The sequence below is a fragment of the Lysinibacillus sp. LK3 genome, from assembly GCF_001043675.1.
GTDB classification, from domain to species: domain Bacteria; phylum Bacillota; class Bacilli; order Bacillales_A; family Planococcaceae; genus Lysinibacillus; species Lysinibacillus capsici.
Map to the genome: position 1 here is coordinate 32787 of NZ_LDUJ01000002.1, position 23628 is coordinate 56414.

The window sequence follows — 23628 nt, forward strand, 5'->3', positions numbered from 1 at the left end:
AAAGGGGAGGGTGAAGAGAATGGGGATTGATTTCCATAATCAGCAACATCGTACGTCTTATACAACTAGACAGGCAGATAGCTCATGGAAGGCAGCGTTAGCGAAACATATTCCTTTTCATAGTATGGGAAAGGCAGTAGATATCGGCTGTGGCGGAGGGATTTATGCCAAGGCACTTGTCGATATGGGGGTGGCATCTGTAACAGGTGTAGACTTTTCACTAGCCATGCTAGACGGAGCGAAAGAAAATTGTCGAGCATATCCGCAAATCACATTTGTTCAAGGAAATGCTTTCAATACAGGGCTTGCAGGGGATACTTTTGATATCGTGCTTGAAAGAGCCTTAATTCATCATATACAAGATGTCAAAGCATGCTTTCAAGAGGCATTTCGGCTTTTACAGCAAGGCGGTTATTTTATCGTACAGGATCGCACCCCAGAGGATTGCTTACTTCCAGGGGATGCTCATCATATAAGGGGCTATTTCTTTGAAAGTTTTCCTTCGCTTATTCAAAAGGAAGTAGAGCGCAGACACACTAGTCAGTTGGTGACAGAAAGCTTACAAGAAGTAGGCTTTCAAGAAATTAGTGAACTCAAACTATGGGAGACGAGACAGGTCTATGCTAATAAGGAGCAATTATTGGCTGATTTACAAGGTAGAGTGGGGCGTAGTCTATTGCATGAATTGAATGACAACCAATTATCGACCCTTCTTGAACATATAAGGAATGCAATTACCACTGAAGGTTCCATCATTGAAAAGGATCGATGGACGATTTGGATCGCCAAGAAAAAATAATAACCACCTTCTGGAGAGGATCAACCCTCTCCATTTTTATTCGATTGCAGCATCAAAATCTTACTCCGCTTTCTCAGAGCTATCCGTCAATTCACAGGATCTATCCGCCACTTTTAACTTTCTATCCATCACTGTAGGATTGCTGTCCACTACTTTGCACATTTTATCCGCTTTCCCAGAGAAAACCCTTATAGCATCACTATAAGGGATTATTTAGCAAGTGCTAGCAAAAATTCATCGCGGTCTGCTTCTTCCTGCATTTTACTATCGACAAGCATTGCACCTGATTGAACACTTGTGATGTCGTTGTCTACCAGAAACTGTACATTGACCTTGGCTACTTCATTGTTAACCGTGCAATCACCCTCAAACTCTACAACATCCTGTCCCTTTTGTGTTTCAAAATAGACCCAATATGGATTTTCACAGGCAGAGGCAAAGGCACTCTCCAAAGTTTTTGCGCTATTTTCATAGGAATAGTTTTTTACGTATGTAATATATTCATTGTCTGTAATATCCTTTTGTGGACCATAGAAGTACCAAAATACCGCTAAGATACCGATTGGCACAATCCACAGTATATTTCTTTTACTTAATTTCCCCATGTGTTATATCCCCCTTTATGTGAATATTTTAACATCTTCTTTTGCATTTTTGCTAGCTTACGATAATATTTTCTATTGAAGGCTGCGATTCTGTTCACAGCGTGAGCTTTGAATTCAGGTGGCAGTTATGATAACGTTAGTTGATAGATTTGTTTCGATGTCGCCAAATGGCTTGGTGAAGGAGGTTTTTACATGCATAAAAGAAGACGTGGTGTGCTGCTAGTTCTTGTGCTGATGTTAATGGGTCTAGCCTTTTTTATCGGCATGAAAATGAGGCCAGTCACACTACCGACTAGAAATCCTGAGACAACGCCCATTCAAGAGGATGCGTCCGAACAGGAAGGTGGTTCAGACAATATAGAGGTCCTCATTCAGGATATTGCTCAATTAGCGCGAGAAGGAAAAGTACCTGATGTGCCATTTGCAGCAGGAGATACAGAACAACAAGCGGTTCGTGAGCAATGGGGAGAACCGCAGCAGGTCACGGAATCCGCCAATGGACAATATGAAGATTATGAGGATGTGACGATTGGTTATCGAGGTTCACAGGCCTTCGATATCCGTTCATCGAAAGAGAATATCAAAAGCATTCGTTTAGCAGATATTAAAAATAAGTTGGGTGAACCTGATGAAGTTCGTTACTATCAGGATCCTTCAACCGATCAAATTATTCTTGTCTACCAAGTAAATGCCAGCTATCAATTAAAGTGGATTTTACCGAAACCGATTGACAGTGATGCCAATCCTACTGTTCATCATATTTCGGTCTATACGGAACTGAAGCCACAAGCGCCAGATACGGTGGAACAAATGACATTGGACGAGAAAATCGGTCAAATGATGTTTGCAGGTGTTTCAGGTACGACGCTTCAGCAGGAGACAATAAGCCTTATTCAAAAGGCTAAAGTAGGTGGTTTAATTCTTTATGGCAATAATCTTGAAACACCCCAGCAAACGGTCACATTGATGAATGACTTAATGGCTGCCAATTCGAATAATCAGCTACCACTTTTCCTTGGCACCGACCAAGAGGGTGGAAAAGTAGTCAGATTACCAGGCGCTTTAAAAAATTTCCCAACGAACCGAAAAATTGGGGACATTAACCAATCCAAGTTTTCATTTGAAGTAGGCCAATTATTAGGGGAGCAATTAAAGGCATTTGGCTTCAATCTGGACTTTGCGCCTGTATTAGATGTCAATAGCAATCCGAATAATCCAATTATCGGGGATCGTTCGTTTTCCAATGATCCAGCTATCGTCAGCAAATTGGGCATTCAAACAATGAAGGGTCTGGAGTCGGAGCAGGTTATTCCTGTCGTGAAGCATTTCCCTGGGCATGGTGACACATCTGTGGACTCCCACTTAGAATTGCCAAAGGTGACAAAAAGCTTGAACGATTTGAATCAGCTAGAGCTTGTCCCATTTAAAGAGGCCATTAACAATGGTGCAGATGTCGTCATGGTCGCACATATTTTATTGCCAAAAATTGATCCACAGTATCCTTCCTCCATGTCGAAGGAAATTATCACGGGTATGCTAAGAAAGCAGCTGGGCTTTGACGGTGTTGTGATGACTGATGATATGACGATGAAAGCCATCACGAATCATTATGCGATCGGGCAAGCAGCTGTCGATTCAATCAAGGCTGGTAGTGATATTATTTTAATCGCTCATGAATATGCCAATATTACTGCAGCGATAGAAGCGGTGAAGGTAGCCGTCAGCAATGGGGAAATAACAGAGGAACGCATCAATGAAAGTGTCCAAAGAATCCTAAAACTAAAAGAAAAATATCAGCTTGTCAATCAGCCCGTGCCAGCAGTTGATATCAACAAGCTTAATACGGACATCGAAAAAGTTTTGAATACGTATATGAAATAAACGCAAAAAGGGACATACAGCTACCAGTGTATGTTCCTTTTTGTGAATGATGGATAGGGTGAGAACGTGGATAAGGAATTCAAATTAGCTAGTCAATTATTACTGTTACTAGATTCTGAACAAAGATGGTTTACTTTAGGGGAGGTTGAAAAAAGCTTACATATTTCAGATAAGACCATACGGAAGCTCGTAGAAGAGATCAATCGGCAATTACCAGCAACAATGACGATTGACGTATCTAGAGGAAAGGGAATTTTTCTACAACGAGATGGGCGAAGTACAACCGTTAGTGAAGTGCTTTCGAGCATGTTCAGGCAAACCATCTTCTATCGCTTCATGCACTTATTGTTTATCAATGGGCAACCTTATTCGATGGAGGAGCTAGCAGAGGCGATGTTTATGAGCACTTCCTCGTTGAAGAAGCTGATTACGCAACTAAATAATCATGATTTGAAGCCGTATAAGCTACGCATTACATACTCGACGCCCGCCGTAAAGGGAAATGAATTGAATATCCGCTATTTTTATTGGAAATTATATGGTGATGCCTATGAGTATACAGGATGGCCATTTACCAATAGTGACTTTGATTTTATCAATCAATGCATCACGCAAATAGAGCATGAGCAAAACATTGTTTATTTTATTAACTCCAAAAGGAAATTATCCTTTTTAGTGGCGATTGTCTTGGAAAGAGTACGAAAGGGGAACTATGTCAAAATTACGGAGGATGATTACGCTTGGGAAAGAGGAATGTTCTATTTGCCAGTAAAAGACTTTGCACAGGCACTGGAAGAAAAATTTTCGATTGAATTACCAAAGCGTGAATTGTTTTTTATGCAATCTCTATTTAGTCTAAGCCAATATCATTATTATGAAGGATCAGACATGACGCCAATGAAGGAAATCGAATTATATAAAAATAAAGAAATTGATCAAATGGCGCAGCAGTTGTTCACCTTATTGGCAAAGGTTTACCCTAATCTACATATGAATGAGCGGTTTAGCTTGGAGGTATATGAGTTTTTAGACAAGCTTTTAATCGATAATGCCATCCCTGAATGGCTGATGATTTCAAAAAGTAATTTAACAAACTATGTTCAAATTGAATGTCAGCAAATTTACCAAGATATGCAGGTCTGTATGCAAACATGGAAAAAAGCGTACCCTTCTATCCTGTATAATGACTTTCATTTAACCAAGCTTACCTTGCTTGTTCGTTCAGGGCTACGTTATAAAAGTAAACGAGCCTTCTTGGTTATTGGAGAGGAATTTTCAATCCGCCATTATATCGCCAATTTAATCAAGAATGAAATTGGGGACCAGCTGATTATTAATACCTCTATTATGAAGGGATTAACGGATGAGATGGTACAGCAGCATCACATTGATTTTGTCATAAGTAATTTTCCCGTTGCCTTGACGACAGTGCCGGTTGTTATTATATCTACGATTCCTACCAAAAGGGACTTAGATAATATTCGTCAAGAATTACTTCGGTAATTTGGTCAATTATTTCCCGTACACAACGTAACAATCTGGTCTAGTTTGTCAGGTTTATTAAACCTTATACTCATAGTAGTTTCTGAACAGATTTCTTGTAAAAGAAGTAGTTTCGGAAATGGCTGTGGGTATTTTTTATTGGTAAATGAAAACGGTTACCTAATTGGATTGGAGATAAATGACAAGTTTTTGGAGGAATGAAAATGAGTAGACATTTAGGAGCAAAAAAGGGAGAAATAGCTGAGCGTGTCTTGCTGCCTGGAGACCCTTTACGTGCAAGATTTGTAGCAGAGCATTTTTTAGAGAATGTCTATTGCTATAACGAAGTAAGAGGAATGTATGGGTATACAGGAACGTTCAAAGGTGTACCGATTTCCGTGCAGGGGACGGGCATGGGGAATCCATCGATGAGTATTTACGGTACTGAATTGGTCAACGATTATGGCGTGAAAAAATTGATTCGTATTGGCACATGTGGCGCGATGCAACAGGACATTCAAATCCGCGATATCATTCTAGCCCAAGCAGTGTCTTCAGACAGCAATTTGACGGAGAAAATTTTCTACGGCAATAATTACGCACCAATTGCGGATTTTTCCTTATTAATGAAAGCGTTTCAACTAGCGCAAGGGAAAAAAGGCAATGTGTTTGTTGGCAATATTTATAATTCAGATGAATTTTATCGTGAAACATTAGACAGGCTTCATAAGTTTATGGAATTCGGTGTTTTAGGGGTAGAAATGGAAAGCACCGCCCTCTATACGTTAGCCGCAAAATATGGAGTAAAGGCATTGTCTATTTTGACGGTAGGTAGTCAACTATTAACAAATGAAAGCTTAACGCACGAGGAAAGTGAAAAATCCTTTTTTGATATGGTGGACATTGCTCTTCATACAATCATCGATGTGTAAGGGATTGCATGGGATGGGAAGAAAAAGCATTTGAAAACATTGTTCGTTACGGAGGGGACAACATGCATTATATTATTTCGATAGTAGGTCTACTACTCGTGCTATTTTTAGCATGGCTTGCAAGTAATAATAAGAAAAAGATTAAATACCGCCCAATCATTGTGATGATTGTTATCCAGCTTGTTTTAGGGTTTCTATTACTGAAAACAGGTATTGGGGAATTTTTAATTAAAGGATTTGCTGATAGCTTTGCAAAACTACTTGAATATGCCAATGAGGGCACAAATTTTGTATTTGGTGGGATGGCGAATGAGGGTGCACATACATTTTTCCTCTATGTTTTAATGCCAATCGTATTTATGTCAGCCATCATCGGCATATTGCAACATTATAAAATTCTACCGTTTATGATTAAATATATAGGTTTCGTATTAAGTAAAATCAATGGCATGGGAAAACTAGAATCCTATAATGCGGTTGCAGCGGCAATCGTAGGGCAAAATGAAGTATTCATTTCAGTGAAAAATCAAATCGGCTTTTTACCAAAGCATCGGCTTTATACCTTATGTGCTTCTGCGATGTCAACGGTATCGATGTCCATTGTGGGCTCTTATATGACGATGCTAGAGCCAAAGTATGTAGTGGCAGCTCTCATATTAAACTTGTTTGGTGGTTTTATCGTGGCCTCAATCATTAACCCGTATGAAGTACAAGCGGAGGAAGATATAATCGAAGTGCAAGAAGGTGAAAAGCAAACGTTTTTTGAAATGCTAGGCGAATACATTATGGATGGTTTTAAGGTAGCCATCATCGTCGGGGTTATGTTAGTAGGCTTTGTAGGGTTAATTGCCCTCATTAATGGTGTGTTTGATGGCATTTTCGGTATCACATTCCAAGGTTTCCTAGGCTATGTCTTTGCCCCAATTGCGTTTGTCATGGGTGTACCTTGGCATGAAGCTGTGAATGCAGGGAGTATCATGGCGACAAAGCTTGTGGCAAATGAATTCGTTGCCATGCTGGACTTCGTTAAAATCCAAGATAGCTTCAGTGAGCGTACAGCAGCGATTGTCTCTGTATTCCTCATATCCTTTGCTAACTTTGGCTCAATTGGTACCATTGTAGGTGCCGTAAAAGGGTTAAATGAAAAGCAAGGCAATGTAGTGGCACGCTTTGGATTAAAATTGCTATACGGTGCCTCACTTGTAAGTGTTCTATCAGCCATCATTATTGGGATTGTGTTTTAAAGAGAAGAAATGAGAGGTGCATATTTTAGGCGTATCAATCCCTAAAATATGCTTTTTTTTGATCTTTTGTCAGGTGAGAAACATTGTAACTTTCTTCCATGATTTTCGTTTGATCTATTAAGAGGTTGAATTGTACCAGCAGTAAAAATTCATAAGGGGAAGGATAAGAATGAAAACTTTCTATCATTGTTTAATCATGTGGATACCTTTTATAGTGCTGTTTGCCTTAGCTGGATTTGGCTTAGAAGTTTTAGAAGGAAGAAAAATCAGGACATCAGAATATATGACGGGATTTCGTGATTTAGGCGTTGGCTATATGTTCTTAATGGGCTCTTTTGCTTTTATTCTCTATCCGATTTCGTTTTTACCGCTAACATTTATTGTGAGTCGTTTTATGAAAAATTGGCTGTTTAAAGTGGTTACCTTCACTTTATTTGGTGGGGCAATAGGGGCTTTTTCTTTCGTAATCATTTATGATTCGCGATTTATAGAAGAATATAATTTAAGTATTATCAATTCGATGCTTATTTTTGGTATTGCGAGTTTACTCTATGCTTTAGTAGAAAATGCGGTGAAGAAAAATATAAAATTTGTTTAACGAATGAATGTGTCTTTTTTTATCTAGCGGCATATGGAAAATTATTTCTACTCATTTCAGTCTAATTACCGATAGCATATTAACGGATTATCCTTTATGGTTAATAGGTCGTAAAAGACACTATCAGGAATATCCTGCAAATATTGAAATGATAGGTGGAAAACAATGAATTATCGAGTTTTATTATATTACCATTACACGAAGATTGAAGACCCAGAGACGTTTTCAGCAACGCACTTAGAAATGTGTAAAGAAATCGGTTTAAAAGGTCGTATTTTAGTAGCCAATGAGGGCATTAACGGGACTGTTTCGGGGACGATTGAGCAAACAGAGCAATATATGGCAAACATGCAAGCAGACCCATTATTCGAAGGCATTGTCTTTAAAATTGATGCGGCAGAAGGACATGCATTCAAAAAAATGCACGTTCGCCCACGTCCTGAGTTAGTCAACTTAGGCTTAGAAGAAGACGTCAACCCACATGAATTAACAGGTCGCTACCTGTCACCAGAACAATTCCTTGCTGAAATGCAAGATGAAAATACAGTAGTATTAGATGTGCGTAACACGTATGAATACGATGTCGGCCATTTTCGTGGCGCGATTCGACCAGAGGTAAAAAATTTCCGTGATACACCAGAATGGGTCCGTGCAAACCGTGAGCTCTTCGAAGGGAAAAATGTTTTAACATATTGCACGGGTGGTATTCGTTGTGAGAAGTTTTCGGGTTGGATGAAACGTGAAGGCTTTGGCAATGTCGGTCAATTACATGGTGGTGTAGCAACATATGGAAAAGATCCTGTGACGAAAGGTCAATTATGGGATGGGCAAATGTACGTTTTCGATGAGCGTTTAACGGTGCCAATCAATCAAGTAGAGCATGTGATTGTCGGTCGTGATCACTATGACGGTGAACCTTGTGAACGCTACATTAACTGTGCAAATCCTGAATGTAACAAGCAAATCATCGCATCTGAAGAAAATGAAGCAAAGCATTTAGGTGGCTGTACAATCGAATGTACACAGCATGCGCGCAATCGCTACATCGTGCGTCACAATTTAACAGAAGAGCAAGTAGCTCAAGCAATTGAGGCGTTAATTTAAACAAACAAAGCGTTATTAAATATCTTTCATAACCTACTTTATAGAGGTTCTTAAAACACTCAATGTAAGTGTTCAAACTATCCATTTCAACATTGGACTAGTCTGCTCGCTTATATAGGGTGTTTTTTCTTTTGTAAGGAAAATGTAAATGACTCCATCATTGGTGGAAGGGCGGAAGAAATCTGATGCTGTTTAAAGTAAATGTTCAGAGGGTATTCAACAAAATGTAACAGTGTAAGCACACAAAGTGTTTGTCACTAATTAATCAAAATAGGAGATGATAGCTGATGGGAAACCCACATCTAACCGATCCACGTAAAAAATTTCATACCGAAAAATTCCCAAATCAGGAACAGAACACGCCAGCGCTACAGCATGGAATGATCCCCAAACCTGACTGCGGAGAAGAATCATATAAAGGATACAATCGTCTAGAAGGGCGCAATGCCTTAATTACAGGAGGCGATTCTGGGATTGGCCGTGCTGCCGCTATTGCCTATGCACGTGAAGGAGCCAATGTAGCCATACAATTCTTCCCTGGTGAAGAGGAAGATGCCAACGTCGTTAAAGAATTAATTGAAAAAGCAGGAAGAAAAGCATTACTGCTACCGTACGACTTGCGAGAAGACGGCGCAGCGACAGAGATTGTTACAAAAACCTTAGAAGCCTTTGGCGGATTGGACATTCTTGTATTAAATGCTGCGCAACAGATCGCACAGCCATCCCTAAGTGACTTAACAATTAAACAAGTGCAAGACACTTTCAAAGTAAACATCATCAGCATGTTCGAGACCGTAAAAGCTGCTGAAGAACATTTGGAGCCAGGAAGTGCAATTATCACCACCACATCGGTTCAATCTTTCGATCCATCCTCATCTTTAATGGATTATGCCGCGACAAAAGGTGCAATAAGCAACTTTATGGTATCTCTATCCTCGTACTTTGCTTCTAAAGGTGTCCGTGTCAATGGTGTTGCACCTGGCCCGATTTGGACGCCGCTTCAGCTGGATAACGGGAAATTAGAAGGAGAGATTCCTGAGTTTGGCCAAAATACGCCCCTCGGCCGTGCGGGACAGCCAGTAGAGCTTGCACCCGTTTATGTTCTTCTGGCCTCGGATGAAGGAAGTTATATCACGGGTCAGATTTATGGAGTGACAGGTGGTAAGCCGATAGACTTGTAAACTTACTAAAACCACTCTCGACATTAGTGATGTTCCACTGATTATGGTAGATAAACAGCTTAAGATGGATAATGAAAACGAATTAAATGATATGCCCCCTATAGTTAGTAGTTTGTCTCTAACTTGAGGGGGCATCTGCTTTTCAATCACCAATTGGAATCATCGTTTATAAGTAGGAGCGCTTAGCAGGCCATGAACCTTGTAGTTTACGAAGTTGAACAATTTGTCCTGTATGGTAAGCGTCGTGCAAAAGGATATTTAGATATTGTTGCCAAACTGGAAGAGCGGGACTAGGTTGATCTAATGCCTCTTCTTGCAAGGATGCTAATGAAGATTGTAGGGCATCATGTACGTGAAGGGTTCGATTCACTGTTTCTTGCCAAGCATCTTCATCATGAGCACCGCCTTGGACAAACGTTTCATCATTATTTTGTGGAGCAACAAATGTCTCATCTTTATGTAAGCGAGAAAGTAAGCGCTCTTTAAAGATTAATAAATGGTTTACATTTTCCCAAATCGTATTAGCAGCATTTCCTTCTGGTTGCCAACTAGCTTGCGCAGCAGTGAGATTCTTTAATGCTTCTGATAACGGTGGGTACCATTCCTCTTCGTAAAAAACCTGATTGACTCCATTTTGCAAGAGCTCTTTTTTACTCATTTGGATAACCTCCTTTTTGTAACGCTCAAAACATTCCTTACTATTAATTTATCAAATTTTCCGAAAGTAGTACATAGTAATAGAATTTTGTTGTTCTTTACTCGACATTGCCATTTCATCTAACTAAAAATCAAATTGTAAAGTTTGCTTGACATACGTAGTGATGTAAAGTAAACTTTACTTAACATTAAATGTATAGTTTGCTTTACATTTATAAAGGAGGCATTATGAAAAACAGAATTCGAGAATTACGAAAATTGAACAAGATTACGCAGGAAGAGTTGTCGAAACAAGTTGGCGTTTCACGGCAATCAATCATTGCTATTGAATCAGGCAAATTCAATCCATCCTTAGAGCTTGCCTACAACATATCCAAAGCGTTCAATAGCACAATTGAAGAAGTGTTTATATTTGAAGAGGAGGAGAATGAGTGATGGAGATTAATATCTGGGGTATGATTGGATTGTATGGGGGAGTGATTGGTGGACTCCTTGGATGGTGGTTCGGGCGACAGAAAGCTAGAAAAAGCAGAGGTTTAGACGAGCTGTACTATCATATTTGGCAAAAGGCCAGATCCTATTCTTGGTATGTGACATTAGGAGCGCTGTATGTTTTCTTTACGTTACTCAATTTTGGGATTGAATTAAGCACTGCCATGGTTTTAGGTATCCTTTTATTAACACACGTAGCGAGTTGGGGAATCATTGGGATTATTTTGACCATCAATATGTCCAGTGCAGCCCCGTTACAGCCTTCGCGTGTGAAGGTGGGCCTATTCGTCTTCATTACGTCCATTATTGTATTCACGATAATCTCGATCCTGACGACAAACTGGCTGTTTTTATTATTTAGCATTCCACCTAATTTAATTGCACTTTTTACTGCACTTATTCCGAAGCGAAAAGATTCCGAGGTAACCTACTAAACTTCATACGAATATCGTACCGTTTTTCCCCCTATAGATATGGTGGTCTATGGGGGTGTTTTTTATAATGACAATAAAAACAGCTAAATGAAAAAATGGTAGTGGAAGAACACTATTTGACTAACATTGTTAAAATAAGTAAAATGATAGTTGTTACAAAATTTGGGAGGTGTTTACTTGCATACAAACTATGTTCTATATAATATTGTTCCTTTCGGATTTTTAGTGTTGTTGGTCTATATTTTTATAGATGTATTTCTTGATTACTTTAGAAAAGAAATCAAGCGTAATCAAAGACGTGTTACTTTATATAGCTTTCTCTTCTATTTACTATGTTTACTTCAAATTAAAGTAGGGGGAATAACACTTGTACCTCTAAATCCAGCAGACAAGAGTAGACGTTTTATTACAGCTAATGATTGGTTTGGAATTTTTGATAGTATCCACTTCAATATGTATTTGTGGAGCTATTCATCTATAGTTTATAATTTTTTATTATTACTTCCTTTAGGGATATTTTTATGCGTTCTTTTCCATTTTAAAAATATAAATAAAGCCATTTTTCTAGTGATATTGTGTTGTTTAGGTACAGAGCTTTTACGTCTACTATTAGGGTCGTTTAGTTTAGTTCCTAGGAACATTGGTTCTATAGATGCTATCTACTTGTTATGTAATATACTTGGTGGAATAATTGGTATATTAATAGTGAAAATATTTACGCATATACAAATGAAGCGAAAAGATAAAGTTTATAATGGTAGTTTTAATTGAATAATAGTTTTCGGCAATTGGGCGCGTTTATTTATAAACGTGTCTTTTTCTTTTAAAGGTCGATATTGTTGAATAATACAGTTATTTGAAACCTTTCCTACAATTTACCGTTAAGTATTGTTAAACGGTAATACAAATAGAAAGAGGGATTCGTTATGATTGGTTGGCTTAATATTGGCAGTCTCTTACTTGGAATAGTCGCTTGGATACTTCCAGTTTTCTATCTAATGGGAAATAAAAAGCATGAATATTCTAATTGGGGCATCCTTGCCGTTCTCAGCATCAGTGCCTGCGCTATTTCAATTAGTTTTCAGATGTTCTATCATTATCATTTAGTAAAAATTGAGGATTGGACGGCACTCATGGACACGACACGTGCAGTCGTGATAGCCACAGCAGTTCTTCTCATTTTTACATTGCTATTAAATGGCCTTACTTTTATTGTATATCAAAAGAACAAAAAGTAAGATATTCGTTGCCTGTTCGTATGATTGAAATATATTTTTGGTTTTCAGAGAGTGTAATGAAGAGAATGGTAATTTTTGGGCCTTTTACAATCGGGCGCTTTATTTAGCGAAAATCTACTCTTTCTCGTGAGATGGCTAGAACAAAGGCTATGAAAAAAATAGTATCAATTATTTTTACGAACAGAAAGCTACCGGTTGATGAGAGGTGCATGTAAAACGAGTGAGAATTCATCTTGGAGCTCTGTACCGAAAAGATCATACACCCGTAATCATGTGCGAGAGTATCGTCAAATGACCGTACTTCTTAAGGTAAGTAATGTGAATTGCTTATAAATTAAAGGTGGTAACACGAGTTGAATCGTCCTTTTGGTTAATCCAAAAGGGCGTTTTTTTTATTCCTTTTTTGAGCAAGTATTTGAAAATCTAAACGTATGAGGAGTAAGCATTATGAAAGATAATCATCAAGATTCACAACTAAAGCGGGAATTAAGTACTCGTCACATGCAATTAATTGCACTTGGCGGATCCATTGGGTCGGTTTATTTTATGACTCTAGTTCAACCACTCAAATGGCAGAGCAGGCAAAGTGAGGAATAGGCTCTAAAGTAGCGGTTAAAACATGAAAAGTAGCGGATACAACGTGAAAAGTGATGGATAGAGCAGGCAAAGTGAGGGATAGGCTCTGAAGTAGTGGTTAAAACATGAAAAGTAGCGGATACAACGTGAAAAGTGAGGGATAGAGCAGGCAAAGTGAGGGATAGGGCCATCTATTTTGCTCCTTTTCATTTAAGGGTCATATTGTTGAGTAAAGCAATACATCTTACATTTGCGTGTTTATCTTAACATTGGGTCCAATTGTTGAATAACATTCTTTTAAGTAAAGTTTCCAAACAAAGCTTCTGGCAATTTAAGTTTCAGCATTTTAATACATGATATACTTAAACGCACTTGAATTAACACAAGGTATATTGTGATCTTTGTAGAATCTAATTATTATAATAAATTGCGGTGAAATTCAATTCTATAAAGGGAGTGTAAAGGTGGACCTACTACTTTGGGTAACTATTGGTTTCATAATAATTGGATTTGTTGTGCTCGCTTCTATGAAAAAAGGTATGGAAAGTAAGGTCGCTTTTATAAAATTGAATATGGAAGAAGAGGGAAATTCATCAAAAGCAAGATCTGTAGTTTGGTGGATATGGAGTACCACTGCTTGGGGGATAGTAAGTCTGTTTCTGTTTGTTTGGTGTGTCCATCATTACTTTGGGTAACTTTTTGGCTTCAAATGGGTAAAAACAGGTACTGCACATTTCTAAATGAAAAATTGTAGCAAAATATATTAAAAGCAAAGGGTGGGCATTTTGAAGATAATCGAGACGGAACGATTATACCTTAGAGCGTTAAAAATGGACGATCATCATGAATTATCAAAAGTGCTTTCCGACCCCGAATCTATGCAATATTACCCTCATCCCTTTAATCAAGAAGAGGTTAAAAATTGGATCAGATGGAATGAGAAAAATTATAAGCAATATAATCACGAACTATGGGCAGTTGTTTTAAAAGAAGGGGATCGATTTATCGGTGATTGTGGAATAACCATGCAGAACATTGACGGTGTATGGTTACCTGAAATCGGTTTTCACATTATTAAAGCGTATTGGAATAAGGGGTATGCGACAGAAGCGGCATCTGCTTGTAAGGAATATGCATGGAATGTTCTGGGCTATTCTGAAATATTTTCATACACGACCTTAAAAAATATCCCATCCCAAAAAGTTGCGGAAAAAATCGGGATGGAAAATTATAAGATTTTTGAGAAGAATGGTGAACAACAAATCGTTCAAGTTGCCTACAAAAGTTTATGAATAGTTAGTAACTCATTTTTTATTCCAGAAAAGGGCGCGTTTATTTAGGAACGTGTCTTTTTCTTTTAAAGAATTGAATTGCATTCATTTTTCAAAGGGGGATTGAATGAAGAAGTATATAAAAGGTTTAGTACCTTGCATTTATTTGATGTTGTCGTTCTTTGTACTATCTGGCTGCAATGCTCAAAAAGGTGGTAATACTTATTATTTATTATTGATGGGTGAAAGTGAAAGCTGGAATCTAACTGGATATGAGATTGTTATAACACCAGAAGACTTTAAAGCAGGATTTGGGACCTTAAAAATGAAAAACGTCAATACGTATATGACAGATTTCTTCCACTTTGAAACGCATGTGGTTATCGAGAGTGATGATTCAGTCGTTCATACTGATTCAGTTACTGGTGAGACGAATATAGCAGAATATACAACTGGTGCTATTGCAGGGCCATACATCAATAAAAATGGTGACTTTATTACACTGAAAGATATACATGAGATTTATGTGGTCGTTGAATGGTGGGATACTAGTAAGAACGAAAGTATAAAAGAAAGAGTAGATTTATTTAACAAATCGAAAAAAGAACAGTCCTTCTTGAACGAACTATAGGTAAAGTTGAATAATGATCTTCTGGGACGCTTATCTGAAATAATAGGAAAGCGTCTTTCTTCATGAAAAGGGCCATTATCAGTAAGCCCATCTAATACATAGGTACTGTTGCATCATCTAGAAGTGCATTACATACTACTGCAATCTTGATAAAAAGGCTATTCTAAAATATTTCCAGGAGATTGAACAATTTTTTAGAAAACGAGCGTCTAAGTAGTAGGATTGAAACGAGGTGAGTTGTTGTTGGAACAAATCGTAGAACAATATGGTGAATATTTGTATCATCTTAGCTATTTATATATGAAGGATTTTCAGCTTGCAGAGGAGATTACACAGGACGTACTCATGAAGTACTTATTACATAAAGACGATTTTAGAAAAGATGCTTCATTGAAAACGTATTTAACCCGTATCGCTATTAATTGCTGTCACGATGAACTACGTAAACAAAAGAGAAAATCATTTATTTCAAAGCTTTTACCACTAGGTAGAACTGAACCCTCCGTAGAGCAAACATATATAGCAACTGAAGATTTTGCAACTTTAAAGCAAATTGTCTTTGCATTACCACTTCATTATAGGGAAGTCATTGTACTGTTTTATTATGAAGAATTTGATGTTTCTGAAATTGCTAGTTTATTAAACGTCTCACAAAACACCGTTCGTACAAGGATTCGTCGAGCGAGAGAATTGTTGAAAACAAATCCGGAACTGGAGGCAATATTTTATGAAGGAATTTAAAGACAAGCTAAAAGAAGAATTGCGACAAGATGCCCCATTTACAAACGACATCAAGCAACGTATATTGCAAAAGAAACCCATAAAAAGAAAGTTTAACTGGCAGGTTGTCACCGTATCTATTGCAGCTTGTTTCATTATTGGGTTAATGCTATTCGTTGAGTTTTCTCAAAAGAATAACCTACAAACCGCAAGTCAGCAAAATGAGCTACTACCGATTGTCGATGATGTTTCTTCGTTAGACATCATTCAACCTAAATATGCCCATCTACTTGGAAAACAATGGATGCTGCATTTTTTACCAATGATTATCGATAAGGAAGCCCCCATTACGTATGGAGATTATATTGCTTTTTATGGAACGGATGGGCTTGTCGTTTCAACTGTATTAGGATTAGGGAATGATCATGTAACAATGAAGCAAGGGCAAATTTTAGTAGAGGATACCCCATTAAAAGTACATGGATTAAATGAGCAAATAAAAAAAGAGGAAATTAATGACCCATTTAAGAATCCTTACTTTTTTCATAATTATGGAACAAGACCAGCGCCATTCAATGACAAATCGATTTCTGCGAAAGAAAAAGAAATGGTTGTTTATGACAGTGACGAAGGCCATACGATTATGAAAATTAGTGAGGGGCAATTAGTCGGTAAGGTCGTAGGCTTCCAAAATTTTGAGCTAACATTTGAATTGTCTGAACAGGAGCAGCAAGTTTTTGATGCCTTTAAAGAGGATTATAATATTGAAAAGTTAAAAAATATGACACCCCAAGCGATTACTAAAATGTTTTTATTGAGTGAAATTGAGAAAGATTATGAAACATATGAAGCATTGTTTACAACAAATAAGAACGAAGAAACAGAAAGTGTTCGAAGATATTATGAGAAAACGAAAATCGTACGTCAGGAGTTGTTTACAAAGGAAATAAATCGCCTTATTATTGCAAACCTCTTTGCTGGGCTAGAACATGCGGAGTTTGAGCAACAAACAGATACAACAGGTGTTGTAAAATTTATTTCACTTGAAGGACCAACAGAGCTAGGTATGGAGAAAAATGCCCAAGGAATTTGGCAGCCAGCCTTTAGTAGGGGAATTTATTAGGTTTTTAGAAAGGACATCAACTCTAATTTTCATCAGTATCTTTATCTAACAATCGGACGCGTTTATTTCGAAACGCGTCTTCTTTTATAGGTCATGTAGATTGAATAAAGAGCAGGATAGTTTAACGATATAGGTGGATTTTTATGGTAAAATATTTTAGTGGAATGTATTTTTGGGGAGAATAGTGAGTTTTAAGAAAAGGAGTGTTCAATGTTGAAAAAAGTGTTCTCAGGAATTTTTCTTGGGTTGATTCTAATCATGACTTCGTCACCGGCATATGCAGCCGATTTTCAAATAAAAGTTGACGGTGTTACAATTGCATCTGATGTAAATCCAGAAGTTAAAAGTAATCGGACAATGGTTCCTTTACGTGTAATTAGTGAAAATTTAGGGGTAAATGTTGTATGGACGGATGCCCAAATCACCCTTACTAAAAACGATATACAGGTAACACTAAAACTTAATCGTAATCAAGTGGTGAAAAACGGTAAAACAGAAACGCTTGATGTAAAGCCATATATGAAGAATAATCGTACTTTTGTTCCGATGCGTTTTCTTGCCGAAACATTTGGCAGCAATATCACTTACAAAAACGGTACAGTAACGGTTGAGACACAGCCTCTCTTTATTGATGGTATAAAAGTAAAAGCATTGCAATACGAATATCATATGACATTAGGCGGAGTCGTACAGCAAATCAATGGGAATGGTTATAACGAAGCTATTTATCATACTTTTATAAAAAATAATGGAAGTAAAATCGAAGCACCTACTTATAATCCTTGGGATTCTCATCCCATTCCAGTAGGAGACTATGATAAAACTGCGCAATTTGATTTTTTAGACCAAGACTCGAACAGTATCAAACGGTTTGATATTTATTTTTCCACGGGGGACTTGGGCGGAGTTTTGGTGCATGATACTACTGCAAATCATTGGTATGTCTACAGTGATACCGCAAGACTGGGAATACTTCGATTAATTGATACAGCCTCGTTGAACGGCTTTGTGACGGTTATGAGTAATACAATTCCTTAAGGTGGATGATAGTATAAACGGGGTTCTATATGGTCACTAATTCACCAATTCCAATATTATCGACACAAAGTAGGATGAAAATCAAAAACTGCATCCATTTAGATGCAGTTTTATTTTTTTCTAATCAGTGTTTCACCAAGTGGGATTCCAACCACAACAACCAAAACAGTTAAAATTAACAGTGCTCTAAAAATAAAATATGCAGCTTCATCAAACATCGTATCCCTCCTTCTTTTTTACAATACCTACCTCATATTCCGAAAGAATTATTGTTGTGTTTTTATAGTTTACGTCATTACAAGGTACGTATGCAGTTTTTAAAAAATTTGTGGTCTTCAGACATTTCTTTAGTAAGGAATACGTCATGCTTCCTCTAAAGGGTCACTTTAATCCTTTAGAAAATGGAAAAATACAACCTTGTATTGATGCTATACAAGATCTTCAATCGTTATCTGCTAAAGAATGAGCTAAAGGTTAATAATCCTTTACCCGAGATAATAAATAGTAAACGATACATAAGTAAATTTAATGGAGGTTATGATGATGAGGGTAGTGAAGAAAATAGCCAAGATGGCAGGAATCCTTCTAGTTATACTGACTTTGTTTATGGGGATTGGATACGCTATTCTTGTGATTAATCCGTTAGGAAATAAACCAGGCAAGCCAGTTGCGGATATTGAAGACAAGGTGGAGATTTGGGGAGAAGAAGTGGCAGGTAATCATTCGGGAAGTAAACTTGACGATATGAATATTAAGGGCAATCCTAACAGACTTTTGGCGACATTCAAATTTTCCACTGGCATTGTGGGAGAAGACTATAAAGACAATGAAGCGGCCATTGATACCTTTACCTATGTCTATGAAATTGAAGGGGGCTATGAAAAATCAACCTATGAAGATGAGCCCTATCTGATTCCTTATACAGTAGCGAACAGTGACAGTGCCGTCATTATTATGCCAGGTGGTGGTTATGGCTTTAAGGAAATGGATGGAGGAACAGCGGAAGGAAAGGAAGTAGCTGCATCATTAAATAAAGCAGGTATTAATGCATTCGTTCTCCACTATCGTTCCAATCCCTATGAGTGGCCTATTCCACAGCTAGATGTTCAGCGTGCCGTCCGATTTCTACGTTATCATGCCAATGATTATGGTCTCCATCCAGATCGAATTGGTTTAATAGGTTTTAGTGCTGGAGGCTATCAAACGGGTAGCTTTATTAACCTCATTCAGGGAGAAAATCTGTTTCCTGCTAGTTATCGGCCTGATGCCATTGATGGTGTTGATGATCAAGTAGCATCTGCTGCTATGATTTACCCTGCATTGACGTATCGCTATAATGTGCCCATGCTCTTTGCTTCTTTTAATGATGAAGATGTCAGAAATCCAGAAAAACGTGAAGAGCTCTTGCAGCAGACAGATTTATCTACGCATTTCAGAACAGCTCATATACCTCAGTTTATAGCTTATGGGACAAAGGATTTAGCAATCGGGGTAAAAGGTCCACAGGAGTATATCCAATCTGCACGAAACGCAGACGCGGATGTGACTGTGATAGTAGCAGAGGACCAGAATCATGGCTTTAAGCAGGAATACTATATGCGAGCGTATCTTGAATGGGTAAAGAAAATTTTTGCTTCTTTATAATTTGCTTAAGAGGTCAAAGATTTTAGTAAGTGCTATTTTATATGGTTTAAAGTAAAATAGTAGTAAGGTATTTCACCATCAACTCAACTAATCTGATTAGTTGAGTTTTATGTTTTTATAGAAAAGCTACTAAAATATTATAAAGAAGATGTGATGATTAATGGGGAAAATTGCTATATTAGCAGAGAAACCATCTCAAGCAAGAGCATATGCAGACGCCTTTAAAGTGAAGCAAAAAGAGAAAACCTTTATTGAACTGGAACCTTGTGCTACTTTTCCTCATGGTGCAGTTATTACCTGGGCGGTTGGTCATCTTGTTGAATTAAAGGAGCCGAAAGAATATCAAAAGGAATGGGAGAAGTGGTCGCTTGCTTCATTACCGATCATTCCGCAAAAATTTGAAGATAAAGTGGTCTCTAAAATGTATCCACAATTCAATGCAGTCAAAAAAATCTTTAGTGATCCCCAAGTAACAATGATTTATAACTGCTGTGATAGTGAACGTGAGGGTTCAAATATCTTCTACTCCCTTTTGAAAATGACAAAAGTAAATAAGCCAGTTAAACGATTATGGATCAATTCATTAGAAGTGGAGGAAATCCGAAAAGGTTTTAATCATATGCAAGGTAATGAGCGTGATTTGCTTATGTACCAAGAAGCTAAAACGCGTCAAATTAGCGATTGGCTAGTAGGTATGAACTGTAGTCGCCTCTATACGCTACTGTTGCAGAAAAAGGGCTTCAAGGGCAGTATCTCCATCGGACGAGTACAATCGCCAACCGTCTATTTAATTTATAAAAGACAGCAGGAAATTGAACAGTTCAAGCCTGAAAAATTTTATGAAATCGAAGGGGTATTTAAAGCTCAAAATGGTGTATATAAAGGGAAGGCAAAGCTAAAGACAAAAGAGCGGGCTGAGGCAGTGCAGTTATTGCAACAGCATGGGATTGAACCGAATGATACAGGTCTCATTACAAGTGTCACGAACAAAACGAAGCGGATGGCACCGCCTAAACTACATGCGCTATCAACTTTACAAGCGGCTGCCAATAAACGTTGGAAATACAGTCCATCACATGTGTTGAAACTTACGCAATCACTTTATGAGAAAAAGCTCGTTTCTTACCCACGTACCGATTCACAGCTCATTACACATAATGAGTTTGCTTATTTAAATGAATCATTAGGAAACTATCAGCAGCTCGTGGGAAAAGCATTTCAGCCAATCAATAGAGGGAAGAACAAGCGCTATGTCGACAGTGCCAATGTTGGGGAGCACTATGCGATAATTCCAACGAAAAAAATACCGACCGCCAAAGCGTTGCAATCCATGAATGCTGATGAACGAAATATTTATTTTGAAATCCTCAATACGACACTCGCTATGTTTCATCAGGATTATGAATACGATGAAAAAACGATTATCACGAATGTCAAAAATGTAGAGTTTAAAACAGTAGGGAAAACAGAGCTTGTCAAAGGCTGGAAAGAATTATTTTCAAATGAGACAGAGGTGCAGGCGCGTGAGGAGTCTTTACCTGTTGTCTTCCAAGATGAGCTGGTACAAAGTAAGATTGCTATTTTAGAAGGCACGACAACACCTCCGAAGCCCTATACAGAAGGTCAACTCATTACGATGATGAAAACCTGTGGTAAATCGGTTGAGGATGAAGAGGAGATCGAGGTGCTGAAATCGATTGAAGGGATTGGGACGGAAGCAACTCGAAGTGGCATTATCGAGACGATTAAGAAGCATGGATTTATTGAAGTACGAAAAAATATCGTGAGCATTACACCGAAAGGACAGCTTTTATGTCAGGCAATTGAAGGGACATTACTGTCAAGTCCTTCCATGACGGCCAAATGGGAAATTTACTTACATAAAATTGGCCATGGGGAAGGCTCTGCCAAGCATTTTATTGAGAGCATAGGCAAGTTTATTCATCAACTAATAGCAGAGGTGCCTAAACAGTTAGAGTCACTGACAATTGAAGCAGAGCAGTTTAAACCAGCTGTGGTCAAAGATATTGCCATGTGCCCAGCATGCAAGGAAGGGAAAATAGGCTTGCGTAAAAGCTTTTACGGATGTTCGAATTATAAAAATGGTTGTAAGCAAACGTTCCCACAAAGGCTATTAGGAAAAAAACTAACGGAAAAAAACATCCTTGATTTATGTAAGAGTGGGAAAACTGCTATGATGAAAGGCTTTAAATCAAAGAATGGCAAACAATTTAATGCAGCCCTCCGTTTGGTAGAAGGAAAAATTGAATTTGAATTTAAAGAAAAGTAAATGCTGATAGTTTCAAAGGACTTCCAACATGAAAGTAGGATAGTGTGTTTGTATAGGACATGCTATCCTATTTTTAAGTAAATCAGTCACCTAAAAGGAGCGATGTAATGACGACTATAAAAGAAATTGGCAGCTTATGTCTGACAGATAGTGATGGATACATTATTAATCAAGCAGATTGGAATAAAATCAACCCTATTTTTCTTGCTGTCATCAACGATGTGGTTCATACCTATCGCACCCTTCTCCAAGATGACTTACATAGCATTTATATAAGGGGATCGATTCCAAAGGGTATAGGTATTGAAGGAGTAGCTGACTTAGACACAATAGCGGTTACGAAGCATAAGCCTAAAAAACAGCAGGTAAAGCGGATAAAAGAAGTAGAGCAAGCGTTAACTCAAAACCATCATTGTGTAGATGGGATTGAGCTAAGTGTATTCGGCAAAGAAGATATTTTAAATACGACATCTTTTTCAATCATTAGTTTCATCCTCCAAACCCATAGTATATGTGTCTTTGGAGAGGATTTAATACCTCGATTATCAAGATATAAAGCGAACGAGGCTTTAGCGAATGACCACCTTATTCATTTGCAGGGGCAAATAAAAAATGCCTGTGATGATCTTCAAGATAATTCGGATAGAGAGGATATTAAAGATTGTTGTAAGTGGATTATGAAAATTATAGTAAGAGCAGGGCTTGCACTTGTCATAACAAAGGAAAACACCTATACAAGGGATTTATACCCCGCCTATAAACGGTTCTCAGAATATTTCCCTGACAAGGAAAGCGACATGAGAAGGGCACTTGAATATGCAATAACACCCATAATCGATACAAACGTTTTGTTATTGTTTTTAAATGAATTTGGAACGTGGATGGTCAGTGAAGCGGAGAAATGGTTACAATTCTATAACCCTACTAGAGAATTAAACATGAAAATCGTATAACTTTCGAGACAAATAGAGAAAGGTAATCACATTTGCGTTGTGATTACCTTTTGTTGTTAATTGAAATTTGGTGTTCTGCTTTATCTTTCAAAAGGGTTGTCAATATAAGGGCCTTTAATGGTAATACGCATTAACTGGGTCGCCATAAATTTGGGGGTATAGGGCATATCATTTTCTAACCACCAGACGATTACTTCAAGAAAGGCGGCTGCATAAAAACGGACGGCCATTTCGCGCGGCACGGTCAGCTTTTGGTCGTCAGGCTCCATCATTTGAATGCCGCTTGAGACAAAATTGATAATAATGTCTTTAAGACCATCGGAGAAATAAGGGATATTTTTTTCTGTGAGATAGACCTTGTATAGCTTACTATTCAGCGCTATTTGTTCAAATAAATGCATAAATGTCTCATGTGGCTGGTCATAATTTGGTAATAAATCAAAATCCTTCTTCTCTTCGAAGGGTGAATGGATACTACTTACAAGCTCATGCAAGGCTTCTTCTGAGCTTTGATAGAGAAGGTCTAATTTATCACGGTAATGTAAATAAAAAGTGGCACGGTTTAATGTAGCCCGTTGTGTAATATCTTGTACCGTAATCTTTTCATAGCCTTGTTCATCAATTAATGCCACTAGTGCATCTCTTAATAATTGGCGCGTTCTGATGACGCGAGGGTCCATTTTTTTCGACATTTTGAAGCTCCTTGTATAAAATTTTCTATTTAAACAACAGTCC

Annotated in this window: 25 protein-coding genes; 22 read left to right on the forward strand and 3 right to left on the reverse strand. The window is 37.8% G+C overall.

Annotated features, from left to right (window positions below; translation table 11 throughout):
- The first annotated feature begins 19 nt into the window (after positions 1–19).
- Positions 20–799 carry a class I SAM-dependent methyltransferase gene (locus VK91_RS02785; RefSeq protein ID WP_048390579.1) on the forward strand — a complete coding sequence of 260 codons (780 nt, stop codon included), beginning with the start codon at positions 20–22 and terminating at the stop codon, positions 797–799.
- A gap of 209 nt (positions 800–1008) precedes the next feature.
- Here VK91_RS02785 and VK91_RS02790 read toward each other — a convergent pair whose 3' ends face one another.
- Positions 1009–1404 carry a hypothetical protein gene (locus VK91_RS02790; protein ID WP_048390581.1) on the reverse strand — a complete coding sequence of 132 codons (396 nt, stop codon included), beginning with the start codon at positions 1402–1404 and terminating at the stop codon, positions 1009–1011.
- A 192-nt stretch (positions 1405–1596) separates the two neighbouring features.
- Here VK91_RS02790 and nagZ point away from each other — a divergent pair, with 192 nt between their 5' ends.
- The 7 genes from nagZ to VK91_RS02825 all read left to right on the forward strand — a co-directional run bounded on the left by nagZ (position 1597) and on the right by VK91_RS02825 (position 9826).
- On the forward strand, positions 1597–3285 hold the full coding sequence (gene nagZ, locus VK91_RS02795) for a beta-N-acetylhexosaminidase (RefSeq protein ID WP_048390583.1): 1689 nt from the start codon (positions 1597–1599) through the stop codon (positions 3283–3285).
- A 66-nt stretch (positions 3286–3351) separates the two neighbouring features.
- Positions 3352–4788 (forward strand): helix-turn-helix domain-containing protein, encoded by a 1437-nt coding sequence (locus VK91_RS02800; RefSeq protein WP_048390585.1) that lies wholly within the window; start codon positions 3352–3354, stop codon positions 4786–4788.
- 203 nt (positions 4789–4991) lie between these two features.
- Entirely contained in the window at positions 4992–5699 is a 708-nt protein-coding gene (deoD, locus tag VK91_RS02805; protein WP_048390588.1) for a purine-nucleoside phosphorylase, read from the forward strand.
- A gap of 62 nt (positions 5700–5761) precedes the next feature.
- Positions 5762–6943, forward strand: a complete 1182-nt coding sequence (locus VK91_RS02810; protein ID WP_048390691.1) for a NupC/NupG family nucleoside CNT transporter — start codon at positions 5762–5764, stop codon at positions 6941–6943.
- A 169-nt stretch (positions 6944–7112) separates the two neighbouring features.
- Entirely contained in the window at positions 7113–7541 is a 429-nt protein-coding gene (locus VK91_RS02815; protein WP_048390590.1) for a hypothetical protein, read from the forward strand.
- 165 nt (positions 7542–7706) lie between these two features.
- Positions 7707–8645 (forward strand): rhodanese-related sulfurtransferase, encoded by a 939-nt coding sequence (locus tag VK91_RS02820; RefSeq protein WP_048390591.1) that lies wholly within the window; start codon positions 7707–7709, stop codon positions 8643–8645.
- Positions 8646–8932: 287 nt separating this feature from the next.
- The gene (locus VK91_RS02825; protein ID WP_048390593.1) at positions 8933–9826 is read left to right on the forward strand and encodes an SDR family oxidoreductase; all 894 of its coding nucleotides are present in this window, start codon (positions 8933–8935) and stop codon (positions 9824–9826) included.
- 166 nt (positions 9827–9992) lie between these two features.
- On the opposite strand, the gene VK91_RS02830 is transcribed toward VK91_RS02825, so the two are convergent.
- Positions 9993–10484 (reverse strand): DinB family protein, encoded by a 492-nt coding sequence (locus VK91_RS02830; protein ID WP_048390596.1) that lies wholly within the window; start codon positions 10482–10484, stop codon positions 9993–9995.
- Positions 10485–10711: 227 nt separating this feature from the next.
- Between VK91_RS02830 and VK91_RS02835 the strand changes: the two genes are divergently transcribed.
- The 14 genes from VK91_RS02835 (at position 10712) to VK91_RS02895 (ending at position 22893) form a co-directional block, all read left to right on the forward strand.
- Positions 10712–10918 carry a helix-turn-helix transcriptional regulator gene (locus VK91_RS02835; protein ID WP_009371016.1) on the forward strand — a complete coding sequence of 69 codons (207 nt, stop codon included), beginning with the start codon at positions 10712–10714 and terminating at the stop codon, positions 10916–10918.
- Complete coding sequence (locus tag VK91_RS02840; RefSeq protein ID WP_048390599.1) at positions 10918–11409, forward strand: hypothetical protein; 492 nt, start codon at positions 10918–10920, stop codon at positions 11407–11409. Before VK91_RS02835 ends, VK91_RS02840 begins: the two co-directional genes overlap by 1 nt.
- A gap of 177 nt (positions 11410–11586) precedes the next feature.
- Positions 11587–12180, forward strand: a complete 594-nt coding sequence (locus VK91_RS02845; RefSeq protein WP_048390601.1) for a VanZ family protein — start codon at positions 11587–11589, stop codon at positions 12178–12180.
- Between the two features lie 155 nt (positions 12181–12335).
- The gene (locus VK91_RS02850; RefSeq protein ID WP_048390603.1) at positions 12336–12647 is read left to right on the forward strand and encodes a hypothetical protein; all 312 of its coding nucleotides are present in this window, start codon (positions 12336–12338) and stop codon (positions 12645–12647) included.
- Between the two features lie 447 nt (positions 12648–13094).
- Entirely contained in the window at positions 13095–13244 is a 150-nt protein-coding gene (locus tag VK91_RS22815) for a hypothetical protein (protein ID WP_196333027.1), read from the forward strand.
- Between the two features lie 443 nt (positions 13245–13687).
- Positions 13688–13918, forward strand: coding sequence for a hypothetical protein (locus tag VK91_RS22995; protein WP_048390606.1), 231 nt, complete (start codon positions 13688–13690; stop codon positions 13916–13918).
- 90 nt (positions 13919–14008) lie between these two features.
- Positions 14009–14515 (forward strand): GNAT family N-acetyltransferase, encoded by a 507-nt coding sequence (locus VK91_RS02860; protein ID WP_082148109.1) that lies wholly within the window; start codon positions 14009–14011, stop codon positions 14513–14515.
- 106 nt (positions 14516–14621) lie between these two features.
- The gene (locus VK91_RS02865) at positions 14622–15125 is read left to right on the forward strand and encodes a hypothetical protein (protein ID WP_048390607.1); all 504 of its coding nucleotides are present in this window, start codon (positions 14622–14624) and stop codon (positions 15123–15125) included.
- A gap of 243 nt (positions 15126–15368) precedes the next feature.
- Positions 15369–15866, forward strand: coding sequence for an RNA polymerase sigma factor (locus VK91_RS02870; RefSeq protein ID WP_016994968.1), 498 nt, complete (start codon positions 15369–15371; stop codon positions 15864–15866).
- Positions 15853–16968, forward strand: coding sequence for a hypothetical protein (locus tag VK91_RS02875; RefSeq protein WP_048390611.1), 1116 nt, complete (start codon positions 15853–15855; stop codon positions 16966–16968). Before VK91_RS02870 ends, VK91_RS02875 begins: the two co-directional genes overlap by 14 nt.
- A gap of 213 nt (positions 16969–17181) precedes the next feature.
- A complete protein-coding gene (locus tag VK91_RS02880; RefSeq protein ID WP_048390695.1) occupies positions 17182–18006 on the forward strand; it encodes a copper amine oxidase N-terminal domain-containing protein in 825 nt (274 codons plus the stop codon).
- A 543-nt stretch (positions 18007–18549) separates the two neighbouring features.
- On the forward strand, positions 18550–19650 hold the full coding sequence (locus VK91_RS02885) for an alpha/beta hydrolase (protein ID WP_053075676.1): 1101 nt from the start codon (positions 18550–18552) through the stop codon (positions 19648–19650).
- A 160-nt stretch (positions 19651–19810) separates the two neighbouring features.
- A complete protein-coding gene (gene topB, locus VK91_RS02890) occupies positions 19811–21940 on the forward strand; it encodes a type IA DNA topoisomerase (RefSeq protein ID WP_048390613.1) in 2130 nt (709 codons plus the stop codon).
- A 107-nt stretch (positions 21941–22047) separates the two neighbouring features.
- Entirely contained in the window at positions 22048–22893 is an 846-nt protein-coding gene (locus tag VK91_RS02895) for a hypothetical protein (protein WP_048390616.1), read from the forward strand.
- Positions 22894–22973: 80 nt separating this feature from the next.
- Here the strand turns inward: VK91_RS02895 and VK91_RS02900 are convergent, their stop codons facing one another.
- Positions 22974–23585 (reverse strand): TetR/AcrR family transcriptional regulator, encoded by a 612-nt coding sequence (locus VK91_RS02900; RefSeq protein WP_048390618.1) that lies wholly within the window; start codon positions 23583–23585, stop codon positions 22974–22976.
- Between the last annotated feature and the right edge of the window lie 43 nt (positions 23586–23628).